The following is a 25,023-nucleotide window of genomic DNA, read 5'->3' on the forward strand; positions in this document are numbered from 1 at the left end:
TGATGATTGTCAGGTTGTCAGCTTTGGCCTCTGAAACCGCGCGCGTCAATGGCATCGGCAATGGCGTCGGCATCCTTCAACGTCATAATGATGACCGGAACGATGATTGTGGCGGCTTTGACGGGGATGCCACGCGCCCGGTGCGCATCGCTGACGGCATGGTAACGATTGACGATTTCCGGCACGAAGCGCACGACGAGGCCGACGGCAAGCCCGATGTCTGCCGCCTTGGCCAGCCCCAATTTCTCAAGCGGCCTCGCTGCCAGCGTTATCTCGTCCATGAACTGCGAAATGCTGACGGTGATGGTGATGGCGGTGGCGAGAAAGGCAAGCGCGGTCAACCGCAGAAGGGCAATGGTCGCATCGGCGGCGGAGATCAGCGCGTAGCTGAAGGCGGCGACCAGAAGAATGGTCAGCATCACCGGACGCAGACGCAGGAAGATATCCCGGAAAGATAGCCGCGTCTGCTGAAGGACGAACGCGGCAAAAACAACTGCCCCGTAAAGCAGCAGAAGATCGCGGGTCAGAAACAAGGCGATACTGAACGCGGCAAGCGCGAAAAGCTTGACCCGAGGGGAAAGGCGATGCAGCCAGCCTGTGCCTTCAACATGCAGCGATTTCATGAACCTGCCACCTCCCCATACCGGCGGATCGCCTCGTCCGGCGTCGCGTCCGCAACAAGCGCACCTTCATGGAACACCAGTACCCGTTCGAACCCGGCAAGCAGCGGCAGGTCGTGGGTGATGACGATCAGATCCTGCGAAAGCGCGGCCATCGTCTTTTCCACGATGGCGCGGTTTTTCAGATCGAGCTGGTTGGTCGGCTCGTCAAGAATCAGAACCTTCGGCTCAGTCACCAGCAGGGCGGCAAGGGCGGAAAGCTGCAACTCACCGCCGGAGAGTTCGTGGGCGCGCCGTTCCTCCAGATGTGCGATGCCGAGGCTGGAGAGAACCGCTTTCACCCGGGCCTCGACCTCGTTTTTTGCAAGACCCAGGCGTTTGAGGCCAAAGCCGATATCGTCACGCACGATCGGCAGGATGATCTGGTTCTGTGGGTTCTGGAAAATGAAGCCGACGGTTCGAAGCACGGCATCCGCATCCCTGACCGTATCGAGGCCGTTGACGGCAACCTTGCCGTCTGTGGGCTTGGTCAGGCCGTTGATGAGGCGAGCGAAGGTCGTTTTGCCGGAACCGTTGAGACCGATCACGCCGATCCGCCGCTCCGTCAACGCCAGAGACAGGGGTTGCAACACCTGCCTGCCTTCGAGGTTTACGCTGGTTGCGTCAAAACGAATGTCCAAGTTTGTTCCTCTAGCCCCGTTCCCGGTTCTATAGCCCGTCATCAAAGGAAGTGAAACAAGGAACAAAAAAAGAACATTGCATTTGCCGTAAAGCCGCCGTACCGTTCCGGGCATGGCGATTCAGATCTCGAACGAAGCAGCAAGACGGATTTTTCTGGCGCGGCAGGGACTTTCCTCACCGCCGGGCAAGGCGCTTTCGAAAGACGCGCTGCTACGGCTCATCACCGACATCGGTTTCGTGCAGGTCGACAGCATCGGCACGGTGGAGCGTGCCCATCACCAGATCATCTTTTCCCGCAACCAGACCTACAAGCGCGAACATCTGACCGCGCTCTTGGAAAAGGATCGCACTCTTTTCGAGCACTGGACGCATGATGCCTCCATTCTGCCGACCGCATTTTATCCCTATTGGAAACATCGTTTCCGTCGCCGTGAGCCGATCATTCAGGAGCGGTGGCGCAAATGGCATGGAGAGGGATTCGACGCCGCCTTTGGAGATACGCTGGAACGCATTTCTGCGAGCGGGCCAGTCATGGCGCGGGAATTGAAGGAAGAGGGGCACCAGTCCGGAGGCTGGTGGAACTGGCATCCCTCCAAGACCGCGCTCGAATATCTGTGGCACACCGGCAAGCTGGCCATTTCCGGCCGCGTCAACTTTCAGAAAGTCTACGATCTGGCTGAACGTGTGATCCCGGTCGAACACCACGAAACGGAAATCGAGCATGAGGCGTTTGTTGACTGGGCCTGTCGCGAAGCGCTGAACAGGCTCGGTTTCGCCACCCATGGCGAAATCGCCGCTTTTTTCGATATCGTCACCCCGCAGGAGGCAAAGAACTGGGTGACCGCCCATCGCGATGAATTGAGCGAGGTTCTGATCGGCTGCAGCGATGGCGATACACTTCGCCAGTCCTACGCCTTTGCGGATTTCAGCGCCGATATATCCGGCCTGTCTGAGCCTTCGTCGCGCGTTCGGGTGCTCAGCCCTTTCGATCCCTTGCTGCGGGACAGGAACCGGACCGAGAGGCTTTTTGGCTTCTACTATCGCATCGAGGTTTTTGTACCGGAGCCGAAACGGCAATATGGCTACTATGTCTTCCCGCTGCTGGAAGGCGACCGCCTGATCGGCCGCATCGACATGAAGGCGGATCGCAAACGCGGAACGCTGGATGTGCGCCGCCTGTGGCTGGAAAAGGGCGTGCGCGCCTCCGCCGGGCGTCTCGAGAAGCTGGATGCCGAATTATCGCGGCTTGCCCGGTTTACGGGGGTGGAAAGCGTCAACTATCTGGATGGCTGGCTGGCGTAAGGATGGGTGGTCTTTTTCCGCCGCCAGCACGTCCGCACAAGCGTTGCCTCACATTCGGGTCATCCTCGCCCTTGAGGCGGGGATTGAAAATTGGCCGCTTATGGATCCTCGGGTCAGGCCCGAGGATGACGTCGAATGGTCGCGAGGTTCATCAAAACCGAAGCGGTTTTCAATGTCCTGAAATCAGCAGATTTCCGTCGCAGAAATCTGGATGCCGAAACCTTCGAGGCCGACATAATGACGCTCGCGGGTGGTCAGAAGCTTGATGGAACTGATGCCGAGATCTTTCAGGATCTGGGCGCCGAGGCCGATTTCCAGCCATTCATGTTCTCGGGAGCGGGCCTGAGCATGATCTTCGTCGATGCTGGTTTTCTTGCGGTTGCGGCTGGGGTCCGTCGCCTGACCAACGCCGACCGAACCTTCGCGAAGATAGACGATAACGCCTCTGCCTTCTTCCGCGATCTTCTGCATGTAGTGGCGCACAGGCTGGCGGCCGCCGAATACGTCGTCGGCAACGTTTTCCGGGTGCAGGCGGACCGGAATATCGATGCCGTCGCGAACGTCCCCGAAGATCACGGCCATATGCTGCATGGGATCCCATGGCAGGGAATAGGTGTGCGCCTTGGCGGGGCCAAACGGTGTTTCGATGGTGAAGGACGATTCCATCTCCACCAGCGTTTCCTTGCGCTGGCGGTAGGCGATCAGATCGGCGACCGAAACTTGCTTCATGCCGTGCGTTTCGGCAAAGGCTGACACCTGCGGGCCGCGCATGACGGTACCGTCGTCGTTGACGAGTTCGCTGATGACGCCGATCAGCGGCAGGCCCGCGAGCTTGCACAGGTCAACCGCCGCCTCCGTATGGCCCGAGCGCATCAGTACGCCGCCTTCACGCGAGACCAGCGGGAAGATGTGGCCGGGACGCGTGAAATCCGCAGCGCCGACATTCGGATTGGCCAGATTGCGCACCGTCAGCGTGCGGTCGTCTGCGGAAATGCCGGTGGTCGTGCCGTGCTTGAAATCGACGCTGACCGTGAAGGCCGTGGTATGGGCGCTGTCGTTTTCCGCCACCATGGCATTGAGATTGAGGCGCTTGGCTTCCTCGCGTGGCATGGGCGCGCAGACGATGCCGGATGTGTGGCGAACGATGAAGGCCATCTTTTCCGGCGTGCAATGCACGGCCGCGATGATCAGATCGCCTTCGTTCTCGCGGTCGTCGTCATCCATGACCACGACGATCTCGCCTGCCTCGAATGCGCGGATAGCTTCCACGACACGCTTCTGGTCATATGCCATTTCGGATGCCCTCTATTTCAGCCGGCCGGTCTGGCCGCGATCTCTCAGATAATGGTCGGCAACGGTGCAGGCGATCATCGCCTCGCCGATCGGCACGGCGCGGATGCCGACGCAGGGATCGTGACGGCCCTTGGTGCGAACATCGACGTTATTTCCGTCGGCATCGATGGACTGGCGTTCAGTCAGGATGGAAGAGGTCGGCTTAATCGCAAAGCGCGCGATCACCGGCTCTCCGGTCGCAATACCACCGAGAATACCGCCCGCATGGTTGGACAAAAAGATCGGCTTGCCGTCATTGCCCATGCGCATTTCATCGGCGTTTTCTTCACCGGAAAGCTCGGCGGACGCGAAGCCTTCCCCGATCTCGACACCCTTGACGGCGTTGATCGACATTAAGTTGGAGGCAATGTCCTGATCGAGCTTGGCGTAGATCGGTGCGCCGATACCGGCCGGAACGCCCTCAGCGACGACTTCGATGACGGCGCCGATCGAGGAGCCTGCCTTGCGGATGCCGTCGAGATATTCTTCCCAAACGGGCACCATGGCGGCGTCAGGGCAGAAGAACGGGTTCTGGTCGACCTGATCCCAGTCCCAGTTGTCGCGGTTGATCTTGTGTTTGCCGATCTGTACCAGCGCGCCGCGCACGTTGAGGCTCGGCACGACTTTGCGGGCGATTGCGCCTGCGGCAACGCGGGCCGCCGTCTCGCGGGCCGACGAACGGCCGCCACCGCGATAATCGCGGATACCGTATTTCAGGTCGTAGGTGAAATCGGCATGGCCAGGACGGAAGCGGCGGGCAATCTCGCCGTAATCCTTGGAACGCTGGTCGGTGTTTTCGATCAGCATGGAGATTGGCGTGCCGGTGGTGATCAGCGTTTCGCCGTCCTCGTCCTGCATGACGCCGGACAGGACTTTCACGATGTCGTCTTCTCGCCGCTGGGTAACGAAACGGCTCTGGCCGGGTTTCCTCTTGTCCATCCACTGCTGCACCTCGGCAAGCGTGAAACGGATGCCGGATGGGCAGCCATCAACGACACAGCCCAATGCCGGACCGTGGCTTTCCCCCCAGGTGGTAACGCGAAAAAGATGACCGAAGCTATTATGCGACATACTGCACAGACCGGAAAACAGGGCGCACCTGCGGGCAGGGGCCGTTAGAAACAAGCGGACCTGTCATAGTGTAAAATGACAATAAGGCAAAAGCCTTTCTTTCGTTCAGCGCTCGCGATCGGGTGACACAGTGTCCATGGCCCGGTTCCGGTCGGGCGAGGCCGGGAATCCTGTTCCTGATCCTCTCATATGATTCGGGCCTGCCGGTTAGGATACGGAAGCCGGAAGCAACCGCGAAACCCGACGTCGCGGTACAAATCGTCGGTTTTCCCGCGCTTGCGGAAAATGCGGTGTAAAATTTCCTAACGGCTTGATCGTTACGCTAAATCCGTTCATCAATTGGGCCGAAAATGTCATGGTTGCGGGCAATTTCCGCCACATTCGAAAGGCACTTCTTCATGCATCAAAAGTTTTCACGCAAATCCACGAAAGCTAGCTCGATGCGTATGATGATTGCCGCCCTTCTGGCCACCGCCAATCTGCTGGCTCCTATCAACAGCTATGCCCAGAGCGTCGATGTGGAAGGCACGATCAGCAAGATCGACGTGAATGCGCTGACAATCACGCTAAACGACGGCAAGACCTACCGCGTGCCCGAGGAGTTCAACTTCGAAGGCCTGAAAGCCGGCGTGAAGGTCGTGGTCTTTTACACGGAAGTCGACGGAAAGCGCGTCGTCGACGACATGGACGTCCTGCCGTAATGGATCGTTGCACGCCCTCGCATAGATGAGGGCATCGTACTCTGTTTTCCGTCAAGCTAAGCTTGTCGCTTTATATCACGCTATCCATTCGGCGATATTCTTGTCGATCTCGACCTTGAGAATGCGATCCTGCGGGATCTGCGTCGTGGATGCTTCGTGCTTGTCCATGCCTGCGATCAGACGGAAGATCGACCGGATAACGCCGCCGTGACAGACGCAGACCGTAGGGGCGCTGATCGATGAAAGCCATGCGCCGATGCGCCAGGAAAGTATTTCGTAGCTTTCGGCGTCTTCACCCGGCGGAATGAAATCCCACTTGTTGGCCTTGCGTGCCTTCACCCGATCGGGAAATGAAATCTTGAGTTCCGGAAGGGTTTGACCTTCCCAGTCACCGAACGACAGTTCGACAAGGCGATCGTCCGTGCGGTAGGCGAGGGGATCGAGCCCCATCGCGCCGCGCATCAGTTCCATCGTTTCGCGTGTGCGCCCGAGCGGACTAGCCACATAGTCGAAATCGCTGGCGGTTTCGCCCAGTATGCGGGCGAGAGTCTCACCGTTTCCGACCGCCTGAGAGCGGCCGAAATCGTTGAGCGGAACGTCCTTTTGACCCTGAAGTCGACGTATCGCGTTCCAGTCTGTCTGTCCGTGCCGGATCACATAGACGAGCAAGGCGATACCCCTGTTTCAGAAGTCTTGAAAGGTCAGTCTTTGACCACGGAGATATCCGGGGCGTCCACAGCCTTCATGCCGATGGTGTGGTAGCCGGAATCGACGTGGTGAATTTCACCCGTCACGCCGGTCGACAGGTCGGACAGCAGATAGAGCGCCGATTTGCCGACTTCTTCAATGGAAACGGTACGCTTCAGCGGCGCGTTGTATTCGTTCCATTTCAGGATGTAGCGGAAATCGCCGATGCCGGAAGCGGCAAGCGTCTTGATCGGACCGGCGGAAACGGCGTTGACGCGGATACCACGGTTGCCGAGGTCGACGGCGAGGTAGCGAACGCTGGCTTCGAGCGCCGCCTTTGCAACGCCCATGACGTTATAGTTCGGCATTACCTTTTCCGCACCGTAATAGGTGAGGGTGATGATCGAACCGCCATCGTTCATGACCGGGTCGGCGCGCTTCGCAACGGCCGCCAGCGAGAAGACGGAAATATCCATGGTACGGTTGAAGTTGTCGCGGCTCGTGTCGAGGTAACGGCCGGTCAGTTCATCCTTGTCGGAGAAGGCGATGGCGTGAACGACGAAATCGATCTTGCCCCAGTGCTTTTCCAGGTTGGCGAAGACGGCATCGATCGTCTCGAGATCCGTGACATCACAGTGGCCGGCCATGAAGGCGCCCAGTTCCTGCGCCAGCGGTTCGACGCGCTTCTTCAGCGCATCGCCCTGCCAGGTCAATGCAATTTCCGCACCTGCGTCTGCGCATGCCTTGGCAATGCCCCAAGCGATTGAGCGATTGTTTGCGACGCCCATGATGAGGCCGCGTTTGCCAGCCATAAGGCCGGATGCCTGAGCCATTTTATGCTCCCTGATGCTTTCGATTGATCCTGCCTATGGCATAGGCTGCAATCCTGTTCAAGATTGCCCAGTATCATCAACTGTTAGGGATCGTAACAAAGGGTGCTTTGTCCAAATTATTCGTGGAACTGTCACAAATACAGGCCTTCGCGCATGTGGCGCATCAGGTCCGTTACCTTGTCGTCGGGCTTTTCGAGCAGCAGGATACGCAACTCCACGACAAAATCGCCAAATCCGCCGGTGCCGTCGGGAAGCCCCTTGCCCTCCAGACGCAGCATCTTGTCGGAGCCCGACCACGCCGGGATCGTCACGGTTTCCTCGCCGCGAGGTGTCTGCACCTTGGTTTCGCAACCGAGAACGGCATCGCCGAGCGAGATCGGTAACGATGTGTGGATATCGAAGCCGCGAATGGAGAAGGCGTCGTCGCGTGCTGCCAGCAGTGTGATGGCGAGATCACCGCGCGCCATGCCGGGAAGCTTCAAGCCCTGTCCCTTCAGGCGTACGACATGGCCATCGCTCATGCCGGCTTCGAGCTGGAAGCGGACTTCGCGCTCCTCCGGGAGGGGAAGCGTGATCCATCTGCGCTCGAGCAGATCGGCGACGGTGATTGTTGCCTCGGCGGTAATGTTGGGCGCTTTTTCCAAAGCCGGCTGGCCTGGCATGAAACGGCGCACTAGCGCACCGAACAGGTTGGAGGCAAGAAAGGACGGAGCCGCCGTCTTCTCCTCGGTCGCGATGGCTGTTTCGGTTTCCGTTGCCACGGCGGCATCAGCTTTCGCACTTGCGGCCTTCGTCGCTTCGGCTGCAGCCTGTTGCACCTTTGGATCGTTTTGTGCCTGCGCGCCGAATATGCGCTCCACGACATCTTCGGCCGCTTCAAACTTGCCGTCGGCTTTCGGACCCGCTGTGTTGCGGGTGCGTGCTTCGGCGCGTGCCAGCTCTTCCATCAGCTTTTCCGCAGCCTTGGCACGTTCCGCGGCCTCGCGGGCTGCCTCCCGCTGCTGCATGATGGTCTGGTCGCGTTTTTTCTTGTCGGCGGCCTGACGGGCCTGATCGTAAAGACCGCGTTTCTTCGGATCTTTCAGAAGATCGTAGGCCTGACCGACTTCAGCGAAACGAGCCGTGGCGTTGGGATCGTCGCGATTCGCGTCCGGATGGACGGATTTCGCCTTCGTCCGCCACGCGGCTTTGATTTCATCTGATGCGGCGTCACGTTTTACGCCGAGGACCGAATAAGGATCGCGCATGCGAAACACCGTAAACATTTGTCGCGGCAGTCACCTCAATCATGGCGCAGCCGCGAAAAGAACTCTTGCGGGATGGCAACGATCATTCGCGCACACGACCCGTTTTTGAACTAACGTCGACTGTCGCAATAAGTTGCTAATCAGACCTTTACGGCACGCCGGGCGCATTCGGCAGCCGGTGGAATTCTGGCCAATAAGGTAAATGGATTATTTCTGCTCGAAACGAGTGAGCAGCCATTCTCCGGTTTCGGAGAGACAGGCCTGCCCGGCGTAGCTCGCAACACCCTGGAAGGAGTGGCGTGTCGTTCTGAAATCGCGGCAGACAAAGCCGCTGGCGCTGTTTTCGTTGATGGCGGTGACAACACCAGCGCTGCCGGTTGCGGCGTTCGCCCAGGGCAGAGGCTGGTCGGCCAGCTTGGAGAGATCCGCCGATGTCACGGCGTTTCGAATGGTCGCGTCGTCTGTCTGCGGAGCATTGTTGGGCTGGTTGGGGACGGAGGCGGTGGAAAGGGAACGATCCACCTTGTCGCCGCCGAACAGGTCGAGGCTGACGCATCCGCTCAGCACCACAAGCATTGAAACGACAGCGGAAATTTCCGCAACCGATGACAGGAGGCTCTTTGTTCGACTGTTCGACTTTGCTATGACGATCACCATCTTTCGCCAGACTACATCTCTGGTGCCCAAACTCAAATCGGGAGCATTTTAGTCAATATGTCGGAAACGGGGTTAACATCCAGTGACTTCACGGAAGAAAATGAACCGTTCACACTTTTTGCCGAATGGCTGAAGGACGCGACAGCTTCCGAAATCAACGATCCGAACGCTGTCGCGCTGGCGACAGTCGATGAAAATGGCCTGCCGAATGTGCGCATGGTGCTGCTGAAGGGCGTCGATGATCGTGGCTTCGTGTTCTACACGAATTTCGAAAGCCAGAAGGGCAGGGAAATTCTGGGACAGAAGAAGGCGGCCATGTGCTTCCACTGGAAAAGCCTTCGCAGGCAGGTGCGTCTGCGCGGCGAGGTGGAGGTCGTGAGCGACGAGGAGGCGGATGCCTATTATGCTTCGCGTCCGCGTGGAAGCCGCATTGGCGCCTGGGCCTCGAAGCAGTCGCGTCCGCTGGAAGGCCGCTTCGCGCTGGAAAAGGCTGTAGCCGAATATACGCTGAAATACGCGATCGGCGACATTCCGCGTCCGCCGTACTGGTCCGGCTTCCGCATTCGCCCGCTCAGCATTGAATTCTGGCACGATCGGCCGTTCCGCCTGCATGACCGCATGGAGTTCCGCCGCGATACACCGGATGGCGACTGGTCCAAGGTGCGTATGTTCCCGTAATGCGGTTTCGTGAACCTGTTATTTCAGCAGGGAATCGAAAACCGGCAGACCGATGATCGCGGAGATGGCGATCAGGCCGTAACAGATGCGCCTGAACGTCGTTTCGTCGGCAATCCCATGCAGACGCGCGCCGCAATAGAGGCCTGCGGCGTAAAACGGAACGGCGAGCAGTGAGAAGACGAAAACGCTCGCCGTAAACAGCCCGCCGAAAAAGTAGCTGGTCACCGAAAGCACGGTGGAAATCGCGAAGTAGAGAATGACATTGGCCCGCACGAACGGGCCTTTCAGCGCGCCGCCAAGCCAGTAGGCGACCACGGGCGGGCCGCCAAGCTGCGCCGCGCCGGAAAACACGCCGGCGACAAATCCTGTGAAAACGGTCAGCAGTGTTTTCGGGCGCCCGCCATAACGCCATCCGGAAATGAGAAACAGCAGAAGAAGGACGACAACGCAGGATATCAGCCATCGCAGCATGAGCGGATTGCCGTATGAGAGAAGCGCGGCTCCTGCCGGTACGCCGATCAATGCGCCCGTGGACATGGTGAAAACCTCGCGCCGGTCCGCCATTCGCCACGCAGCCGGTATCATGCCAAGCGTCAAAATGCCGTCGACGACAAGCAGAACGGCCGAGGCAATGCGGGGGCCGACAATGGCGCTTGCAAGGGGAATGAAGATCAGGGCCGCACCAAACCCTGAGAAACCACGCGCCAGACCGGCGAGAAGTGCCGCACCGGCAAACATCGCAAGAACGGCAGGGCTGTGGCCGTCGGTAAGCTGAAAAAGGAGGTCGGAATAGGACATGGCGGATGACATTCAGATTTTCGATTTCTTCCTCCTAGCCTCTTCCTTCCCGGTTGTCGTGGAAAATTCCGGACCACTGAACGTCAGGCGTGGCGGGCCTGATTTCGAGGTGCCGATTTCAATTCGACAATGCGGATGAATCGTGATTAATGTTGCGATGACTGGAACAAAGGATGAACATATGCTTGCCGTGATGATGCAGCAGTTCGAGAAGGCGTCGCAGAAATATGCGCGGATCAACGGCATCGAGCGTGATCCCGACTGGTTTATGCTGAAGCTTCAGGAAGAGGTGGGCGAAGTCACGCAGGCGTGGAATCGCCTGAGTGGCCGGGGGCGGAGCAAGGGAAAGACCGAGGCCGAAATACGTCAGGAACTGGCGGATGAAACCGCTGATCTTCTTGGCCACGTGCTGCTTCTGGCCCACCGCAACGGTCTGGATATCGAGGCATCGATAGAGCGCAAGTGGCGCTTCACGCTGGCAGGCGCAAACTTTCAGGAACCTGCGAAAACGCCAGAATGAGCTTTTTGCAGCAACGACGCCACGGAAAAGAGGTCGTCGCAGATGGCAACGCAGCGGTCCTGCATTTCCTCCGTGGGCGGGGCGACATCGGGCACCATGATCGTCATCATGCCCGCGGCGGAAGCCGAGCGGACGCCGTGATAGGAATCTTCCAGAGCAAGGCAATGGACCGGATCGATGTCCAGCCGTTGCGCGGCCGTCAGATAGGGCAGCGGGGAGGGCTTCGGTGCTGCGTAATCGCCACGCGCGACGATCTGGTCGAAGCGCTGCGGTAGATCGAAGGGTGAAAGATGCCGCTGCACCGAATCATGCTGGGAGGATGTCGCGATCGCACGGCGGATGGAAAATCGGTCGAGCAGATCGAGGATTTCTATAACGCCGGGTTTCAGCGCCACACCGTCAGCCATCATGATGCGAAGATGCTTCAGCCATGCGTCCCTGAAGGTATCGATCGGAAAATCCGCGCCGTAGTCAGCCAGGATCGCCTTGGTAATGGTGTCCCACGGACTGCCGCAAACCTTCTGGTAGGTTTCAACGTGCATGCCATGGCCGCCTTCGCGGGACGCTGCCAAAAATGAATCGCGATAGAGCGTTTCGCTCTCGATCAGCAGTCCGTCCATATCGAAAATGACGGCTTTGGGCAGGCGTGGCAACATCGTCAGGTAAACCGGAACGGTCGTTCGCCGATGTTTTCGAATGGACGGATCAGATAACCATCCGGATCGGCAACGATGAACTGGCGGTTGCCCGTCTCGACGGCGCCGTGCCGGTACCATTTTTCTTCGAGCGCCATCACCAGTTCGATACCCGCCCGCTCAAGCCGTGACAGGATCGGCTGCAGGGACGGAACCGCAAGCTGCAGGTTCATGCCGCGCCCAAGCGGCATTTCCAGTGGAGCGTTATCGGAGACGAATGTGCGCGTTGCGCCGATCTGGTCGATCATCAATTGCGCATCGCCGAGTCCAAGATAGGCGAAACCTTCCTCGGGGCGTTCATAAACCACATGAAAACCGATGAGATCGCAGTAGAAAGCGCGGCTTTTCTGCCAGTCGCTGACGGCGAGTTCGGGAACGAGAGCATTGCTGGGACCGGTCATTTCATCCTTTGAACTGATAAAAGTGCAGGGTCGGATACCTCCCGTATAGGAGACAAAACCTTATATCTTTCTCAAGGCATTGTCCGAAAAATATACTCCGCGGTCTATGTCAGTGGCAGGCGAAAAGAATCGTCGTCCGTCAGGCCCTGGTGCCACCGACCGTAATCTGATCCATACGCAGATGAGGCTGGCCGACGCCAACCGGCACCCACTGACCGGCCTTGCCGCAATTGCCGATGCCTGTATCGAGCTTGGAATCGTTGCCTATCATCGATACGCGCTTCATGGCGTCCGGGCCATTGCCAATCAGCATCGCGCCCTTCACAGGCGCGCCGAGCTTGCCGTTTTCGATCATATAGGCTTCCGTGCAGCCGAAAACGAACTTGCCGGAGGTGATGTCCACCTGTCCGCCGCCGAACGACACCGCATAGATACCTTTTTTCACCGAAGCGATGATCTCTTCCGGGGTCTTGTCGCCGGAAAGCATGTAGGTGTTCGTCATGCGCGGCATCGGTACATGCGAATAACCCTGACGGCGGCCGTTGCCGGTCGGACGCATGCCCATCAGCCGGGCGTTCTGCCGGTCCTGCATGTAGCCCACGAGCCTGCCGCTCTCGATCAGCACGTTGTAGCCGGATGGCGTGCCTTCGTCGTCGATGGTCAACGAACCGCGACGGGCGTCAATTGTGCCATCATCGACCACCGTCACGCCGGGAGCTGCGACCATCTCACCCAGCAGCCCGGCGAACGCCGAGGTTTTCTTGCGGTTGAAGTCGCCCTCCAGGCCGTGCCCGACTGCCTCGTGCAGCATCACGCCCGGCCAGCCGGATCCAAGCACCACATCCATCGTGCCAGCCGGAGCGTCGATGGCGGTCAGGTTGACGAGCGCCTGTCGCAACGCCTCGTCCGCGCCGCTCTGCCAGTTTTCGGTGGTAATGAAATCGCCAAAGCCGATGCGGCCGCCAATGCCGTAGGAGCCGCTTTCCTGCCGGTCGCCTTCGCCGGCAACGACGGAAATGTTGATGCGGGTCATCGGGCGCACATCGCTGACCCGGTGGCCGTCGGCGCGCAGAATGTCCACCACCTGCCAGCTTGCGGATATCGTGGCGGTCACCTGACGGACCTTCGCATCCTTGTCGCGCAGATACGTATCGATCTCGGTGAGAAGCTTTACCTTCTCCTCGAAGCTCGGGGCACCGATTGGGTTCTCGTCGCCATAGAGCTTCTTGTTGGTGCGCTGCGGCGCGGCGGCGTAGGAACCGGAATATCCCTTCGTTACGGCGCCGACCGCGTCCGAGGCGCGTTTCAGCGCAGCTTGCGAAAGTTCGCCCGCATGGGCGTAGCCGACCGTTTCGCCAGCGACGGCGCGAAGGCCAAAGCCCTGATCGGTGTTGAAGGAGCCGCCCTTTAGGCGACCGTTATCGAATGTCAGAGATTCGGCCTGCGCATGTTCGATGAACAGCTCGCCGTCGTCTGCCCCGGCAAGCGCTTCGCCGACCGCCTTGCGCAGCGTCCCTTCGTCACAATCGAAAAGGCTCACAAGATCATTGGTCATGGGGAAGGCTCCGGTCTTTATCGTTTCATGACCGATTTAGGGATTGGCGCGGCCGGAAGCAAGACCGCGATCCATCGTCGATCAGGGCAGGGCGTCGTAGCCATCGGCAAAACCGGTCAGCTCGATCGGAATGCCGACGCGATCCTGATCGACCGATTCACGCAGTGCGAAAACCGCGCTCTTGCCTGCGCGGAGCACTTTCAGCAGTTCGTCGTCGATGTCGACCTCGACATAGCAGCCTTCGGAGAAGCAGCGGGTGAAATAGGCGCGGCCGATATTGTTGTTGTCGATGTAAAGCTCCATGCCATCCTTCAGCAGCACACCAAGCGGCGCGAGGATGCGTAGGATGCGCGACTTGCGGTCTGCTGTCTTCAGGACAACGACCGAGAGGCCGACTTCCGGCCTGTCATCGGCAATCACGTTCTGCATCAGCGCGCATTGTTCTTCGGATGCGCCTGCTGGCTTGTCGCAGATCACCGACCATGCGCCATGCGTCGATTTCGGCGTTCCGGGCTGTTGCTGCGCAACGCTCGGCACGGCAGACGCGATGAAGGCAAGGCCGGCGGCCGCGAGAAAAGTGCGCGCAAGCGGGATAAGACGCATGGAAACCTCTGGAATTCGAATCAGTGCGGCTATTTTGACGTCGTAATCGTGAAAAAAAAGCCTTCTCCCTTCAATTCCAGTGGAGTTGGGCGGAAATAGGACCTCCAGCCTCCCTGTGCGGCCCGTTTTTTCGCGCCCGGAGATACCGGCTTCCCGGCACCCTCGTTTCACTGTGTCTTCCTGAAAGCACATTTGGTCCAATTGTTTGCGCGGAGATGACGAATGGTAAAATTGCCGAGCCTCCGTGCGGCCCGGCATATTGCGACAAAGGGCAAACTGTGGTTTGAAGTTAGTACCATAAGCATGGATTCTGCGTTTGTGATTGGTGGAGATCAAGGAGCAGGCGCGTGAGGGAGAGGGTACCGTGATTAATAGGATTTACGCAGCACTGGCGGGGATGACCTGTCTGCTCACGGCTGTCGGCGCCCACGCCGATCAGCCGGTGCATTGGCAGATGGGCATGCAGGAGGCCGCCACGCCGATCATGCACGAAATTCGGTGGTTCGAACAATATACGCTCTGGTTCATTGTTCCGGTTACGATTTTCGTTCTTGCCTTGCTCATTGTCGTGGTCTTGAAGTTTCGCGCTTCGACAAATCCTGTGCCTTCCAAGACAAGTCACAATACGGCCATCGAGGTCGTCTGGACGCTTGCTCCGGTCCTGATCCTTCTGTTCATCGCATTTCCGTCGTTCAATCTTCTGAATGCGCAGCTGACGCAGCCGGAAAATCCGGACCTGACGCTGAAGGCTACGGCAACGCAATGGCTGTGGAACTACGAATACCCGGCGGCTGAAGGCGCCGAGCCGCTCGCTTTCGACAGCTACATGCTGAAGGACAGCGACCGCGCGGCAGTGGGCAAGGAGGACAAGGCCCGCTATCCGCGTCTTCTCGCCGTGGACAACGAAATGGTGGTTCCGGTCGGCAAGACCGTCCGCCTGCTCGTCACCGCAGCGCCGACCGATGTTATCCATGCATTCGCGATGCCTGCTTTCGGCGTCAAGATCGATGCCGTTCCCGGCCGCCTGAACGAAACATGGTTCAAGCCGGAGAAGGAAGGCCTTTATTACGGGCAGTGCTCAGAGCTTTGCGGCAAGGACCATGCCTTCATGCCAATCGCCATTCGGGTGGTTTCCGAACAGCAGTACAACACCTGGCTTGCCGCCGCCGCTTCCGATCTCGGCGGTGCGAACCGGGCGTTGATGGCCTCCGTCGATGGCGCTCCGCGCACGGTCGACGTTGCAGCCAACGAAACCAACTGACGACTTGGGGTGAAGACAATGGCTGGACATTCCGAACACGACGATCATCACTCGCATGGTCACTCCGCACATGACGATCACGCTCATGATGCGCATCATTCTCATACGCCTGGCTTCTTTGCGCGCTGGTTCCTTTCGACCAACCACAAGGACATCGGCACGCTTTACCTGATCTTCGCGATCATGGCGGGCATCGTCGGCGGCGGACTTTCCGTCGTAATGCGCATGGAACTTCAGGAGCCCGGTATCCAGATCTTCCACGGCCTGGCAGCCATGGTTTACGGCTTCGAGGGCGACGCCGCCATCGACGGCGGCAAACACATGTTCAATGTGTTCACCACGGCACATGCACTCATCATGATCTTCTTCATGGTCATGCCCGCACTGATCGGCGGTTTTGCCAACTGGATGATCCCGATCATGATCGGCGCGCCGGACATGGCGTTCCCGCGTCTGAACAACATTTCCTTCTGGCTGCTCGTTCCCGCCTTCACCCTGCTGATCCTGTCGCTCTTCGTTGAAGGTCCGGCAGGTGCGTTTGGCGTCGGCGGCGGCTGGACGCTCTATCCGCCTCTGGCGACGAGCGGCATGCCGGGACCGGCGGTCGATCTGGCGATCTTCGCGCTGCACGTTTCGGGCGCGTCCTCGATCCTCGGTGCGATCAACTTCATCACCACCATTCTCAACATGCGCGCCCCAGGCATGACGCTGCACAAGATGCCGCTGTTTGCCTGGTCGGTTCTGGTCACCGCATTCCTCCTGCTCCTGTCCCTGCCGGTTCTGGCAGGCGGCATCACCATGCTTCTGACCGACCGCAACTTCGGTACGGCGTTCTTCTCGCCGGAAGGCGGCGGCGATCCGATCCTGTACCAGCACCTGTTCTGGTTCTTCGGTCACCCGGAAGTGTATATCCTGATCCTGCCGGGCTTCGGCATCATCAGCCACATCATTTCCACCTTCTCGAAGAAGCCTGTCTTCGGTTATCTCGGCATGGCCTACGCCATGGTCGCCATCGGCGCGGTCGGCTTCATCGTGTGGGCGCACCACATGTACACGGTCGGTCTTTCGCTGGAAGCGCAGCGCTATTTCGTGTTCGCAACCATGGTCATCGCGGTGCCGACCGGCATCAAGATCTTCTCGTGGATTGCGACGATGTGGGGCGGTTCTTTGACCTTCTCGACACCGATGGTCTGGGCGATCGGCTTCATCTTCCTGTTCACGGTCGGCGGCGTGACGGGCGTTCAGCTCGCCAATGCCGGTCTGGACCGTTCGCTGCACGATACCTATTACGTCGTGGCGCACTTCCACTACGTTCTTTCGCTTGGCGCCGTCTTTGCGATCTTTGCGGGCTGGTATTACTGGTTCCCGAAGATCAGCGGCTACATGTATAACGAAACCATCGGCAAGCTGCATTTCTGGGTGATGTTCGTCGGCGTGAACCTCGTGTTCTTCCCGCAGCACTTCCTCGGCCTTGCAGGCATGCCGCGTCGCTATATCGACTATCCGGATGCGTATGCCGGCTGGAATATGGTATCGTCCTACGGTTCCTACATTTCCGCCATCGGCGTCGTGATCTTCCTCTTCGGTATCTGGGAAGCTTTCGCCAGGAAGCGTCTTGCAGGTGACAATCCGTGGGGCGAGGGCGCAACGACACTGGAATGGCAGCTTTCTTCGCCTCCGCCATACCACCAGTGGGAACAGCTTCCGCGCATCCGCTGAGGCATTTTGTCCAAGCGAACCTTGCGGCTGCACATGATAAATGTCAGATGCAGCCGTATAGCATGCGGCTTGGCAGCATGCCCGGTGGAGGACAAGCAGGGGTGTCGCGGTGGAGCGGCACCTGGAAGAAAAGCAGGATAGGAAATGACCGTAATCGACAATCGCGAAACGCTGGGCGTTGAAAGCTCCGGGCTCTCGGAAGCCGGTGCGCGCGATTATTTCGAGTTGTTGAAGCCGCGCGTCATGTCGCTCGTCGTCTTCACGGCTTTCGCAGGTCTCGTGCTGGCACCGGGTGAAATCAACCCGGTTCTCGGACTCGTCGCCATTCTCTGTATTGCCGTTGGCGCAGGCGCGTCCGGCGCCCTGAACATGTGGTACGACGCCGATATCGACGCCGTCATGAGCCGCACCGCCAAACGTCCGATCCCGTCGGGACGCATCGCCCCGCGTGAGGCGCTCGCTTTCGGCCTGACATTGTCGGCCTTCTCGGTCGTCATTCTCGGCCTAGCGGTCAACTGGTTCTCGGCTGGCCTTCTGGCGTTCACCATCTTCTTTTACGCTGTCGTCTACACGATGTGGCTGAAGCGCTCGACGCCGCAGAACATCGTGATTGGCGGCGCGGCCGGCGCGTTCCCGCCCATGCTCGGCTGGGCATGTGTGACCGGCGGCGTCTCTCTGGACAGCATCATCCTGTTCCTCATCATCTTCCTGTGGACGCCCGCCCACTTCTGGGCGCTCGCGCTGTTCAAGATGCGCGACTACGGCTCCGTCGGCGTTCCGATGATGCCGAACGTTGCGGGTGAACGCTCCACCAAGAACCAGATGATCGTTTACGCGGTCCTGACCGCCGTCGTGGCCGTGGCGCCGTGGTTCACCGGTCTGGCGAGCGCCGGTTATGGAATTTTCGCGGCCGTGCTGAGTGCCATCTTCGTTTACTGTTCGATCGACGTGCGACGCATGCCGGACGGCGACGAGAAAATGATGCAGGCCAAGAAGATGTTCGCCTATTCCGTGCTCTATCTCTTTGCGATCTTTTCGGGCTTGCTGGCGGACCATTACGCTCCGGCCATGAAAGCCGTCATCTCGGGAGTTCTGTGATGGAAACGGTGGAACTGAGCGCGGCTCAGAAGAAATCGAGACGTGGGCGCAATATTGCGCTCGGCGTGCTGCTGGCTGGTCTGGTGGTGCTGTTCTACATCATCACCATCATCAAGATCGGTTCTCACTGACGATGTGAGGCCGGGAGGAGAGGAGGAGGACATGGCGAACATGGGAGCAGAGACGGGAGCGGCGACCACGCAACGGCTCAGCAATCGCTCGATCCTCGTGCTGTGTCTGGTATTCTTCTTCGCCATGATCGGCATGGCTTATGCGGCAGTGCCGCTCTATACGCTCTTCTGCCGGGTGACGGGGTACAACGGCACCACGCAGCGCGTCGAGCAATATTCCGACGTCATTCTCGACAAGACCATCAACGTTACCTTTGACGCCAACACCTCCAACGGCCTGAACTGGGATTTTCGTCCGGTCGACAGGCTGGTGACGCCGAAGATCGGTGAAACCGTGCAGGTGACGTTCAAGGCAACGAACCGCTCGCCGGTACCGACCACCGGTACGGCGGTGTTCAACGTGACGCCGATGGAAGCGGGTGCCTACTTCAACAAGGTTGAGTGCTTCTGCTTCACCGAAACCACGTTGCAGCCGGGTGAGACGCTGGAAATGCCGGTGGTGTTCTTTGTCGATCCGGATATCGCCACGGCGCGCGAAACACGCAACATTCATACTTTGACGCTTTCTTATACGTTTTATCCGGCCAAAACGGAAAAACCGGTTGCGTCGCTGCCGGTCAGGACGGAAGCTGACGCAAGTAAATTGTGAGAGGAGGCCGGGTCTTCGCTGGAAGGCCGGGTCAGGGAAGAGACATTCGGGGATTGTCGCACATGGCAGATACGCATCAGAAAAAACACGACTACCACATCATAGATCCCAGCCCCTGGCCGCTTCTGGCGTCGATCGGCGCCTTCGTGCTGACCTTCGGTGGCATCTGTTACATGCGTTATCTCTCCGGCGGCTCCTTCAAGCTGTTCGGACATGAGCTTGCCAATCCCTGGCTGTTCTATATCGGCCTCGTCATCGTGCTCTACACAATGTACGCATGGTGGTCAGATACGATCAAGGAAGCGCACGAGGGCAGCCACACACCGGTCGTTTCGCTGCATCTGCGTTACGGCATGATCATGTTCATCGCGTCGGAAGTGATGTTCTTCGTCGCGTGGTTCTGGGCCTATTTCGATGCCAGCCTTTACCCGCATGAAGCCATTCAGGCATCGCGCCTCGAATTTACCGGCGGGCAATGGCCGCCGAAGGGTATCGAGGTCATCGATCCGTGGCATCTGCCGCTCTACAATACCGTTATCCTGCTTCTGTCCGGCACCTGTGTCACCTGGGCGCACCATGCCCTGCTGCACAACGACCGCAAGGGTCTGATCGCCGGTCTGTCGCTCACCGTCGTGCTCGGCATCCTGTTCTCCACCGTGCAGGTGTACGAGTACATGCACGCGCCGTTCGACTTCAAGAACTCCATCTATGGCGCAACCTTCTTCATGGCGACCGGCTTCCACGGTTTCCACGTCTTCGTTGGAACCGTGTTCCTGTTGGTCTGCCTGTTCCGGGCGCTCGTCGGTGATTTCACGCCGAAGCAGCATTTCGGTTTCGAGGCGGCCGCGTGGTACTGGCATTTCGTCGACGTCGTATGGCTCTTCCTCTTCTTCGCGATCTACATCTGGGGTGGCTGGGGCGCACCTGTCCACGGCTGATGGTTCCCGAAACAGACGTGGGAGCGGCCTGCGGGCCGCTCTTTTCGTTTGCGGCGGAGAAAAAAGCTTCTTAGAGGGGGAGATCGTCATGGCCGGACGGGAGGGCGATGTTTTCGCGCCTGTGGATCCAATCAAGGCGGGTTTGGCGGGCTGCTGCCCGCGCTGCGGAAACGGCAGGCTGTTTGATGGGTTTCTCAAGCTGAAACCGGAATGCACTGCCTGCGACCTGGATTATGCTTTTGCCGACGCGGGCGACGGTCCTGCGGTTTTCGTGATGCTGATCGTCGGTTTTCTGGTGATCGGCCTTGCGCTGTGGGTTGATGCCCGTTTCGCGCCGCCGGTCTGGATGCATGCCATGCTTTGGCTACCATTCGCGGTCATCATTTCCCTTATTCTGCTGCGCAAGCTCAAGGGCATCATGATCGCCCTGCAGTATCGCAACAATGCAAGCGAAGGCAAAATCGATCGTGAATGACGTATCGCGTATCAACGCTGCGGAGCGGCGTGTCGGCTTTGCCGCCCCGCTTGTCCTGCTCGCTCTCGCTATTCTTCTCGGGCTTGGCACATGGCAGGTCCAGCGGCTTCACTGGAAGGAAGGCCTGATCGCCGATATCGCCGAGCGGCGTGTGGCGCACCCGGCGTCTCTTGCCGATATCGAGGCGATGGCGACGTCGGGCGATGATATCGAATATCGCCGTGTGGCGCTTTCGGGTGTTTTTGACCATGGCCGCGAACGGCATTTCTTCGCCACTTACGCTGGCCAGACCGGATATTATGTCTATACCCCGCTGACGCTTGGCGATGGCCGGGTGATCTTCGTCAATCGCGGTTTCGTTCCCTTCGATGTGAAGGAGCCAGCCAGGCGCCAGCAGGGGCAGGTGGAGGGCGAGGTTCACATCCAGGGATTGGCGCGTGCGAAACTCGCAGGCAAGCCATCCCTGATGCTGCCCGACAACGACATTGCCAAGAACATCTTCTACTGGAAGGATCTGATGGCGATGGCGGAAAGCGCAGGCGTTCCCGCCGCGCGGCTGGTGCCGATCTTTGTGGATGCGAATGAAGCGCCCAATCCTGGCGGCTGGCCGAAAGGTGGCGTGACGCTCACAGATTTGCCGAACAATCACCTTCAATATGCGATAACGTGGTATGGCTTGGCGGCAGCCCTTGTCATCGTCGTCGGTTTTGCCTATTTCCGGAACCGAAGCGGGCAAGACGATTGATCGGTGTCCGCGGACCGGAAGGAGAGGCCGTCGCGAAGGCCAGGGAGAGGTTACAGGAGCAGGAATGAACATTGCCGTTTCCAAACCCCCTTTGACGATCAGGCTGTGCGGGCCGCGCGGTTTCTGCGCAGGCGTCGACCGCGCCATCCAGATCGTCGTGCTGGCGCTGAAGGCCTATGGCGCGCCAGTCTACGTGCGTCACGAAATCGTTCACAATCGCTACGTCGTCGAAGGGCTGGAAGCCAAAGGTGCGGTTTTCGTCGAGGAACTGCATGAAATTCCTGCCGAACACCGCGAGCAGCCGGTGGTCTTTTCGGCGCATGGCGTGCCGAAATCCGTGCCGGAGGATGCGCAGGCACGCAATCTATTTTATCTCGATGCGACATGCCCGCTGGTTTCCAAGGTTCACAAGCAGGCCATGCGCCATCAGCGCCTTGGCCGCCATGTGGTCCTGATCGGCCATGCCGGACACCCGGAAGTCATCGGCACCATGGGGCAGTTGCCGGAAGGTACGGTGTCGCTGGTCGAGACGGTGGACGATGTGGATCACTACGAACCCGCAGATCGCGAAAACCTCGGTTTCGTCACCCAGACGACGCTTTCCGTCGACGATACCGCCGGCGTTATCGCCAAGCTTCAGGAGCGGTTCCCTGCCATTCAGGCACCAGCCGCCGACAGCATCTGTTACGCCACCACCAACCGTCAGGATGCGGTGAAGCAGGCGGCTCCCGGCTGCGATCTGTTCATCGTTGTCGGCGCACCGAATTCGTCCAACTCGAAGCGTCTGGTGGAAGTCGCACTTCGCGCAGGCGCGAAACGTTCCGTGCTGGTGCAGCGCGCCGCGGAAATCGACTGGGCAGAGATCGGCGATGTTCGCACCGTTGGCCTTTCGGCAGGCGCATCCGCTCCGGAAGTGATCGTCGATGAGATCATCGAAGCCTTCAAGGCACGTTTCGACACGACGCTCGACCTTGCCGTCACCGTCGAGGAAACAGAACATTTCCTCGTGAACCGTGAGCTTCGCTCTGTCGAACTGACGATTGAGGACATGGCTTTCGTCAACGGCAATGCCAGCAATGCCCTGCCGCCGAAATCCGCCACAGACAGTCTTTCCTGATCGCGATTTTTAACGTCATTCCTAGCAAGAGATTTGAAATTGGCAGTTTACACGGACATCACAGAGGATGACCTGAGGGATTTCCTCTCGCAGTACGATGTCGGCACGCTCACGTCCTACAAAGGGATTGCCGAAGGCGTCGAAAACTCCAATTTCCTGCTGCACACGACGAAAGATCCGCTGATCCTGACGCTTTACGAAAAGCGGGTGGAAAAGTCCGATCTGCCGTTTTTCCTTGGTCTGATGCAGCATCTGGCGGCGAAAGGTCTGTCCTGCCCGCTGCCGCTGCCGCGCAACGATGGTGCGCTGCTCGGAGAGCTGTCCGGTCGTCCGGCTGCTCTCATTTCGTTCCTTGAAGGCATGTGGCTCAGAAAGCCGGAAGCGAAACATTGCCGCGAAGTCGGCAAGGCGCTCGCCGCCATGCATCTGGCCGCCGAAGGTTTCGATATCAGACGCCCTAATGCGCTTTCAGTCGAAGGCTGGAGGGTCCTGTGGGAAAAATCGGAAGCGCGCGCCGACGAGGTCGAGAAGGGCCTGAAGGCGGAAATTGCACCGGAGCTTGAGTATCTGGCCGCAAACTGGCCCGCGGACCTGCCTGCCGGCGTCATTCATGCGGACCTGTTTCAGGACAACGTGTTCTTCCTCGGCGACGAACTGTCCGGTCTGATCGATTTCTATTTCGCCTGCAACGACTTGTTGGCCTACGATGTGTCCATCTGCCTCAATGCGTGGTGCTTCGAAAAGGATGGCGCTTATAACGTCACTAAGGGCAAGGCGCTTCTGGAGGGCTACCAGTCGGTGCGCCCTCTGAGCAAGGCGGAGCTTGAGGCGCTGCCGCTTCTGGCGCGCGGCTCGGCGCTGCGCTTCTTCCTGACCCGCCTCTACGACTGGCTGACGACGCCGGAAGGTGCGCTCGTCGTGAAGAAAGATCCGTTGGAATATCTGCGCAAGCTGCGCTTCCACCGGTCGATCAACCATGTCACCGAATACGGGCTGGCTGACGTATGAAGCATATCGATATCTTCACCGATGGTGCCTGCTCCGGCAATCCGGGGCCGGGCGGCTGGGGTGCCGTGCTGCGTTTCGGCGAGGTCGAGAAGGAATTGTCCGGCGGCGAGGCCGACACGACCAACAACCGCATGGAACTGATGGCGGCCATTTCGGCGCTGAATGCCCTGAAGGAGCCGTGCGAGGTCGATCTTTATACTGACAGTTCCTACGTGAAGGACGGCATTACCAAGTGGATTTTCGGCTGGAAAAAGAAGGGCTGGAAAACCGCTGACAACAAGCCGGTCAAGAACGTGGAGCTGTGGCAGGCGCTTGAGGCGGCGCGCGAGCGTCACAAGGTCACGCTGCATTGGGTAAAGGGCCATGCCGGTCATCCCGAAAACGAGCGTGCCGACGAACTTGCGCGCAAGGGCATGGAGCCGTTCAAACGGCGGTAACGAAAGCCTGCTCTATTCTGCCTCGATGTTGATCGGGCCGCAATTACGGGGTTGAGAAAACTGAAACCCGACATATCGTGTCGGCAAATATCCGCCTGGGCGCCGATTCTGGTCCGCCCGCAGCGGGAACGACAACGCAGGCAGAGGAGCCAATCATGATCCTGCATTGTGTATTTTTGCGTTTCAAGGCAGCAACGGCGCCTTCCGAAAAACATGCGGTTTTCGAGGCCATCGCTGCTCTCAAAGACGAGATACCCGGCATAGTGGATGTTAAATACGGCCAGAATGTCTCGCCGGAGGGGCTGAACGGCGGCTTCGTGGATGGTTTCGTCGTGACGCTGGAAAGCCCGGAGGCCCGTGATGAATACCTGTCACACCCCAGGCACGTCGAGGTCGGTGAACGTCTCGTTTCCCTGACCGATGGCGGACTGGCGGGGCTTCTGGTCTTCGATATGAACATATGAAAAAGGGCGGTTTTACCGCCCTTTTCTTTATGCGGCAGCCTGTCGGATCAAAGCTGCTCGATCATCGTGGCAGCCGAAGAGACGGTTGCCTGACCGGGATTGTCCTCGACGTTGAGGGATTTCACCACGCCGTTTTCGACCAGCATGGAATAGCGCTTGGAGCGCACGCCAAGGCCACCGCCGGAAAGATCGGCATCAAGGCCAAGGGCCTTGGTGAAGGAGGCATCCCAGTCGGGCAGGAAGTGGATCTTGCCCTGTCCACCGGACGATTGCGCCCATGCGCCCATGACGTGCCAGTCGTTGACGGCAACCACGGCGATATCGTCAACGCCCTTGGCAAGAATGGCGTCGCGGTTTTCCAGATAACCGGGCAGGTGGTTCAGCGAGCAGGTGGGCGTGAAAGCGCCCGGCACGGCGAAGAGAACAACCTTCTTGCCGTTGAAAAGGTCATCGGTCGTGGTTTCTACCGGGCCGTCCGCCGTCTTTTCCTTGAAGGTCGCGGACGGCAGCTTGTCACCGATCTTGATGGTCATGTCTTTGCTCCTCTGGCCATGCGATTTGCAGGACTATAGAGCATGGATATTGAAAATCGAGAGCCGT

At 59.0% G+C, this 25,023-nt stretch carries 30 protein-coding genes; 16 read left to right on the top strand and 14 right to left on the bottom strand.

Features of this window, described 5'->3' with window-relative positions; translation table 11 throughout:
• Window positions 1-17: 17 nt before the first annotated feature.
• Window positions 18-623: an energy-coupling factor transporter transmembrane protein EcfT gene (locus N7578_RS12610; protein WP_311110661.1), complete on the bottom strand. Its 606-nt coding sequence runs from the start codon at window positions 621-623 to the stop codon at window positions 18-20.
• On the bottom strand, window positions 620-1,300 hold the full coding sequence (locus N7578_RS12615) for an ABC transporter ATP-binding protein (protein WP_311110662.1): 681 nt from the start codon (window positions 1,298-1,300) through the stop codon (window positions 620-622). Before N7578_RS12615 ends, N7578_RS12610 begins: the two co-directional genes overlap by 4 nt.
• A gap of 112 nt (window positions 1,301-1,412) precedes the next feature.
• Here N7578_RS12615 and N7578_RS12620 point away from each other — a divergent pair, with 112 nt between their 5' ends.
• On the top strand, window positions 1,413-2,603 hold the full coding sequence (locus tag N7578_RS12620; RefSeq protein ID WP_311110663.1) for a winged helix-turn-helix domain-containing protein: 1,191 nt from the start codon (window positions 1,413-1,415) through the stop codon (window positions 2,601-2,603).
• A 183-nt stretch (window positions 2,604-2,786) separates the two neighbouring features.
• Here N7578_RS12620 and ribB read toward each other — a convergent pair whose 3' ends face one another.
• Window positions 2,787-3,896: a 3,4-dihydroxy-2-butanone-4-phosphate synthase gene (ribB, locus tag N7578_RS12625; protein WP_311110664.1), complete on the bottom strand. Its 1,110-nt coding sequence runs from the start codon at window positions 3,894-3,896 to the stop codon at window positions 2,787-2,789.
• Between the two features lie 12 nt (window positions 3,897-3,908).
• The gene (gene aroC, locus N7578_RS12630; RefSeq protein WP_311110665.1) at window positions 3,909-5,006 is read right to left on the bottom strand and encodes a chorismate synthase; all 1,098 of its coding nucleotides are present in this window, start codon (window positions 5,004-5,006) and stop codon (window positions 3,909-3,911) included.
• A gap of 440 nt (window positions 5,007-5,446) precedes the next feature.
• On the opposite strand from aroC, the gene N7578_RS12635 reads away from it, so the two are divergent.
• Complete coding sequence (locus tag N7578_RS12635; RefSeq protein WP_311110666.1) at window positions 5,447-5,707, top strand: DUF1344 domain-containing protein; 261 nt, start codon at window positions 5,447-5,449, stop codon at window positions 5,705-5,707.
• A 75-nt stretch (window positions 5,708-5,782) separates the two neighbouring features.
• On the opposite strand, the gene N7578_RS12640 is transcribed toward N7578_RS12635, so the two are convergent.
• The 4 genes from N7578_RS12640 to N7578_RS12655 all read right to left on the bottom strand — a co-directional run bounded on the left by N7578_RS12640 (window position 5,783) and on the right by N7578_RS12655 (window position 9,131).
• Window positions 5,783-6,376, bottom strand: coding sequence for a histidine phosphatase family protein (locus N7578_RS12640; RefSeq protein ID WP_311110667.1), 594 nt, complete (start codon window positions 6,374-6,376; stop codon window positions 5,783-5,785).
• Between the two features lie 32 nt (window positions 6,377-6,408).
• The gene (gene fabI, locus N7578_RS12645) at window positions 6,409-7,227 is read right to left on the bottom strand and encodes an enoyl-ACP reductase FabI (RefSeq protein ID WP_311110668.1); all 819 of its coding nucleotides are present in this window, start codon (window positions 7,225-7,227) and stop codon (window positions 6,409-6,411) included.
• A 131-nt stretch (window positions 7,228-7,358) separates the two neighbouring features.
• A complete protein-coding gene (locus N7578_RS12650; protein ID WP_311110669.1) occupies window positions 7,359-8,474 on the bottom strand; it encodes a DnaJ C-terminal domain-containing protein in 1,116 nt (371 codons plus the stop codon).
• Between the two features lie 207 nt (window positions 8,475-8,681).
• Complete coding sequence (locus N7578_RS12655; RefSeq protein WP_311110670.1) at window positions 8,682-9,131, bottom strand: RT0821/Lpp0805 family surface protein; 450 nt, start codon at window positions 9,129-9,131, stop codon at window positions 8,682-8,684.
• Between the two features lie 57 nt (window positions 9,132-9,188).
• Between N7578_RS12655 and pdxH the strand changes: the two genes are divergently transcribed.
• Window positions 9,189-9,809 carry a pyridoxamine 5'-phosphate oxidase gene (pdxH, locus tag N7578_RS12660; RefSeq protein WP_311110671.1) on the top strand — a complete coding sequence of 207 codons (621 nt, stop codon included), beginning with the start codon at window positions 9,189-9,191 and terminating at the stop codon, window positions 9,807-9,809.
• An 18-nt stretch (window positions 9,810-9,827) separates the two neighbouring features.
• Here pdxH and N7578_RS12665 read toward each other — a convergent pair whose 3' ends face one another.
• The gene (locus tag N7578_RS12665) at window positions 9,828-10,619 is read right to left on the bottom strand and encodes a sulfite exporter TauE/SafE family protein (protein WP_311110672.1); all 792 of its coding nucleotides are present in this window, start codon (window positions 10,617-10,619) and stop codon (window positions 9,828-9,830) included.
• A gap of 169 nt (window positions 10,620-10,788) precedes the next feature.
• On the opposite strand from N7578_RS12665, the gene N7578_RS12670 reads away from it, so the two are divergent.
• Window positions 10,789-11,127 carry a MazG nucleotide pyrophosphohydrolase domain-containing protein gene (locus N7578_RS12670; protein WP_311110673.1) on the top strand — a complete coding sequence of 113 codons (339 nt, stop codon included), beginning with the start codon at window positions 10,789-10,791 and terminating at the stop codon, window positions 11,125-11,127.
• Here the strand turns inward: N7578_RS12670 and N7578_RS12675 are convergent.
• The 4 genes from N7578_RS12675 to N7578_RS12690 form a co-directional block, all read right to left on the bottom strand.
• Entirely contained in the window at window positions 11,100-11,783 is a 684-nt protein-coding gene (locus N7578_RS12675) for an HAD family phosphatase (RefSeq protein ID WP_311110674.1), read from the bottom strand. The genes N7578_RS12670 and N7578_RS12675 overlap by 28 nt on opposite strands.
• Before the next feature lie 2 nt (window positions 11,784-11,785).
• On the bottom strand, window positions 11,786-12,223 hold the full coding sequence (locus N7578_RS12680; RefSeq protein WP_311110675.1) for a VOC family protein: 438 nt from the start codon (window positions 12,221-12,223) through the stop codon (window positions 11,786-11,788).
• 139 nt (window positions 12,224-12,362) lie between these two features.
• On the bottom strand, window positions 12,363-13,778 hold the full coding sequence (gene tldD, locus N7578_RS12685; protein ID WP_311110676.1) for a metalloprotease TldD: 1,416 nt from the start codon (window positions 13,776-13,778) through the stop codon (window positions 12,363-12,365).
• A gap of 81 nt (window positions 13,779-13,859) precedes the next feature.
• Window positions 13,860-14,381, bottom strand: coding sequence for an invasion associated locus B family protein (locus N7578_RS12690; RefSeq protein WP_311110677.1), 522 nt, complete (start codon window positions 14,379-14,381; stop codon window positions 13,860-13,862).
• Between the two features lie 397 nt (window positions 14,382-14,778).
• On the opposite strand from N7578_RS12690, the gene coxB reads away from it, so the two are divergent.
• The 12 genes from coxB to N7578_RS12750 all read left to right on the top strand — a co-directional run bounded on the left by coxB (window position 14,779) and on the right by N7578_RS12750 (window position 24,423).
• The gene (gene coxB, locus N7578_RS12695) at window positions 14,779-15,642 is read left to right on the top strand and encodes a cytochrome c oxidase subunit II (protein ID WP_422646723.1); all 864 of its coding nucleotides are present in this window, start codon (window positions 14,779-14,781) and stop codon (window positions 15,640-15,642) included.
• 18 nt (window positions 15,643-15,660) lie between these two features.
• Window positions 15,661-17,361 carry a cytochrome c oxidase subunit I gene (gene ctaD, locus N7578_RS12700; RefSeq protein WP_311110679.1) on the top strand — a complete coding sequence of 567 codons (1,701 nt, stop codon included), beginning with the start codon at window positions 15,661-15,663 and terminating at the stop codon, window positions 17,359-17,361.
• Window positions 17,362-17,505: 144 nt separating this feature from the next.
• The gene (locus tag N7578_RS12705; protein WP_311110680.1) at window positions 17,506-18,459 is read left to right on the top strand and encodes a heme o synthase; all 954 of its coding nucleotides are present in this window, start codon (window positions 17,506-17,508) and stop codon (window positions 18,457-18,459) included.
• The gene (locus N7578_RS12710) at window positions 18,459-18,590 is read left to right on the top strand and encodes a hypothetical protein (RefSeq protein WP_003521105.1); all 132 of its coding nucleotides are present in this window, start codon (window positions 18,459-18,461) and stop codon (window positions 18,588-18,590) included. Before N7578_RS12705 ends, N7578_RS12710 begins: the two co-directional genes overlap by 1 nt.
• 31 nt (window positions 18,591-18,621) lie before the next feature.
• On the top strand, window positions 18,622-19,239 hold the full coding sequence (locus N7578_RS12715) for a cytochrome c oxidase assembly protein (protein WP_311110681.1): 618 nt from the start codon (window positions 18,622-18,624) through the stop codon (window positions 19,237-19,239).
• Window positions 19,240-19,301: 62 nt separating this feature from the next.
• Complete coding sequence (locus N7578_RS12720) at window positions 19,302-20,177, top strand: cytochrome c oxidase subunit 3 (RefSeq protein WP_311110682.1); 876 nt, start codon at window positions 19,302-19,304, stop codon at window positions 20,175-20,177.
• Window positions 20,178-20,265: 88 nt separating this feature from the next.
• On the top strand, window positions 20,266-20,652 hold the full coding sequence (locus N7578_RS12725) for a DUF983 domain-containing protein (protein WP_311110683.1): 387 nt from the start codon (window positions 20,266-20,268) through the stop codon (window positions 20,650-20,652).
• Window positions 20,621-21,397 (top strand): SURF1 family protein, encoded by a 777-nt coding sequence (locus N7578_RS12730; RefSeq protein ID WP_311110684.1) that lies wholly within the window; start codon window positions 20,621-20,623, stop codon window positions 21,395-21,397. The genes N7578_RS12725 and N7578_RS12730 overlap by 32 nt, the downstream gene beginning before the upstream one ends.
• 64 nt (window positions 21,398-21,461) lie before the next feature.
• Window positions 21,462-22,514, top strand: coding sequence for a 4-hydroxy-3-methylbut-2-enyl diphosphate reductase (ispH, locus tag N7578_RS12735; RefSeq protein WP_311110685.1), 1,053 nt, complete (start codon window positions 21,462-21,464; stop codon window positions 22,512-22,514).
• Window positions 22,515-22,553: 39 nt separating this feature from the next.
• Complete coding sequence (locus N7578_RS12740) at window positions 22,554-23,522, top strand: homoserine kinase (protein WP_311110686.1); 969 nt, start codon at window positions 22,554-22,556, stop codon at window positions 23,520-23,522.
• On the top strand, window positions 23,519-23,959 hold the full coding sequence (rnhA, locus tag N7578_RS12745) for a ribonuclease HI (RefSeq protein WP_311110687.1): 441 nt from the start codon (window positions 23,519-23,521) through the stop codon (window positions 23,957-23,959). The genes N7578_RS12740 and rnhA overlap by 4 nt, the downstream gene beginning before the upstream one ends.
• A 155-nt stretch (window positions 23,960-24,114) precedes the next feature.
• Window positions 24,115-24,423, top strand: coding sequence for a Dabb family protein (locus N7578_RS12750; RefSeq protein ID WP_311110688.1), 309 nt, complete (start codon window positions 24,115-24,117; stop codon window positions 24,421-24,423).
• Window positions 24,424-24,470: 47 nt separating this feature from the next.
• Here the strand turns inward: N7578_RS12750 and N7578_RS12755 are convergent, their stop codons facing one another.
• Window positions 24,471-24,956: a peroxiredoxin gene (locus N7578_RS12755; RefSeq protein ID WP_311110689.1), complete on the bottom strand. Its 486-nt coding sequence runs from the start codon at window positions 24,954-24,956 to the stop codon at window positions 24,471-24,473.
• Window positions 24,957-25,023: the final 67 nt, after the last annotated feature.

The sequence above is a fragment of the Agrobacterium tumefaciens genome, assembly GCF_031801495.1.
In the GTDB taxonomy this organism is placed as follows: domain Bacteria; phylum Pseudomonadota; class Alphaproteobacteria; order Rhizobiales; family Rhizobiaceae; genus Agrobacterium; species Agrobacterium tumefaciens_K.

Bases quoted from the DNA above. Each gene is read 5' to 3' on its own strand.
- N7578_RS12610 (WP_311110661.1), bottom strand. From the start codon at position 623: ATGAAATCGCTGCATGTTGAAGGCACAGGCTGGCTGCATCGCCTTTCC.
- N7578_RS12620 (WP_311110663.1), top strand. From the start codon at position 1,413: ATGGCGATTCAGATCTCGAACGAAGCAGCAAGACGGATTTTTCTGGCG.
- ribB (WP_311110664.1), bottom strand. From the start codon at position 3,896: ATGGCATATGACCAGAAGCGTGTCGTGGAAGCTATCCGCGCATTCGAG.
- aroC (WP_311110665.1), bottom strand. From the start codon at position 5,006: ATGTCGCATAATAGCTTCGGTCATCTTTTTCGCGTTACCACCTGGGGG.
- N7578_RS12635 (WP_311110666.1), top strand. From the start codon at position 5,447: ATGCGTATGATGATTGCCGCCCTTCTGGCCACCGCCAATCTGCTGGCT.
- fabI (WP_311110668.1), bottom strand. From the start codon at position 7,227: ATGGCTCAGGCATCCGGCCTTATGGCTGGCAAACGCGGCCTCATCATG.
- N7578_RS12650 (WP_311110669.1), bottom strand. From the start codon at position 8,474: ATGCGCGATCCTTATTCGGTCCTCGGCGTAAAACGTGACGCCGCATCA.
- N7578_RS12655 (WP_311110670.1), bottom strand. From the start codon at position 9,131: ATGGTGATCGTCATAGCAAAGTCGAACAGTCGAACAAAGAGCCTCCTG.
- pdxH (WP_311110671.1), top strand. From the start codon at position 9,189: ATGTCGGAAACGGGGTTAACATCCAGTGACTTCACGGAAGAAAATGAA.
- N7578_RS12665 (WP_311110672.1), bottom strand. From the start codon at position 10,619: ATGTCATCCGCCATGTCCTATTCCGACCTCCTTTTTCAGCTTACCGAC.
- N7578_RS12670 (WP_311110673.1), top strand. From the start codon at position 10,789: ATGCTTGCCGTGATGATGCAGCAGTTCGAGAAGGCGTCGCAGAAATAT.
- N7578_RS12675 (WP_311110674.1), bottom strand. From the start codon at position 11,783: ATGTTGCCACGCCTGCCCAAAGCCGTCATTTTCGATATGGACGGACTG.
- N7578_RS12680 (WP_311110675.1), bottom strand. From the start codon at position 12,223: ATGACCGGTCCCAGCAATGCTCTCGTTCCCGAACTCGCCGTCAGCGAC.
- tldD (WP_311110676.1), bottom strand. From the start codon at position 13,778: ATGACCAATGATCTTGTGAGCCTTTTCGATTGTGACGAAGGGACGCTG.
- N7578_RS12690 (WP_311110677.1), bottom strand. From the start codon at position 14,381: ATGCGTCTTATCCCGCTTGCGCGCACTTTTCTCGCGGCCGCCGGCCTT.
- coxB (WP_422646723.1), top strand. From the start codon at position 14,779: ATGACCTGTCTGCTCACGGCTGTCGGCGCCCACGCCGATCAGCCGGTG.
- ctaD (WP_311110679.1), top strand. From the start codon at position 15,661: ATGGCTGGACATTCCGAACACGACGATCATCACTCGCATGGTCACTCC.
- N7578_RS12705 (WP_311110680.1), top strand. From the start codon at position 17,506: ATGACCGTAATCGACAATCGCGAAACGCTGGGCGTTGAAAGCTCCGGG.
- N7578_RS12710 (WP_003521105.1), top strand. From the start codon at position 18,459: ATGGAAACGGTGGAACTGAGCGCGGCTCAGAAGAAATCGAGACGTGGG.
- N7578_RS12715 (WP_311110681.1), top strand. From the start codon at position 18,622: ATGGCGAACATGGGAGCAGAGACGGGAGCGGCGACCACGCAACGGCTC.
- N7578_RS12720 (WP_311110682.1), top strand. From the start codon at position 19,302: ATGGCAGATACGCATCAGAAAAAACACGACTACCACATCATAGATCCC.
- N7578_RS12725 (WP_311110683.1), top strand. From the start codon at position 20,266: ATGGCCGGACGGGAGGGCGATGTTTTCGCGCCTGTGGATCCAATCAAG.
- N7578_RS12730 (WP_311110684.1), top strand. From the start codon at position 20,621: ATGCAAGCGAAGGCAAAATCGATCGTGAATGACGTATCGCGTATCAAC.
- ispH (WP_311110685.1), top strand. From the start codon at position 21,462: ATGAACATTGCCGTTTCCAAACCCCCTTTGACGATCAGGCTGTGCGGG.
- rnhA (WP_311110687.1), top strand. From the start codon at position 23,519: ATGAAGCATATCGATATCTTCACCGATGGTGCCTGCTCCGGCAATCCG.
- N7578_RS12750 (WP_311110688.1), top strand. From the start codon at position 24,115: ATGATCCTGCATTGTGTATTTTTGCGTTTCAAGGCAGCAACGGCGCCT.
- N7578_RS12755 (WP_311110689.1), bottom strand. From the start codon at position 24,956: ATGACCATCAAGATCGGTGACAAGCTGCCGTCCGCGACCTTCAAGGAA.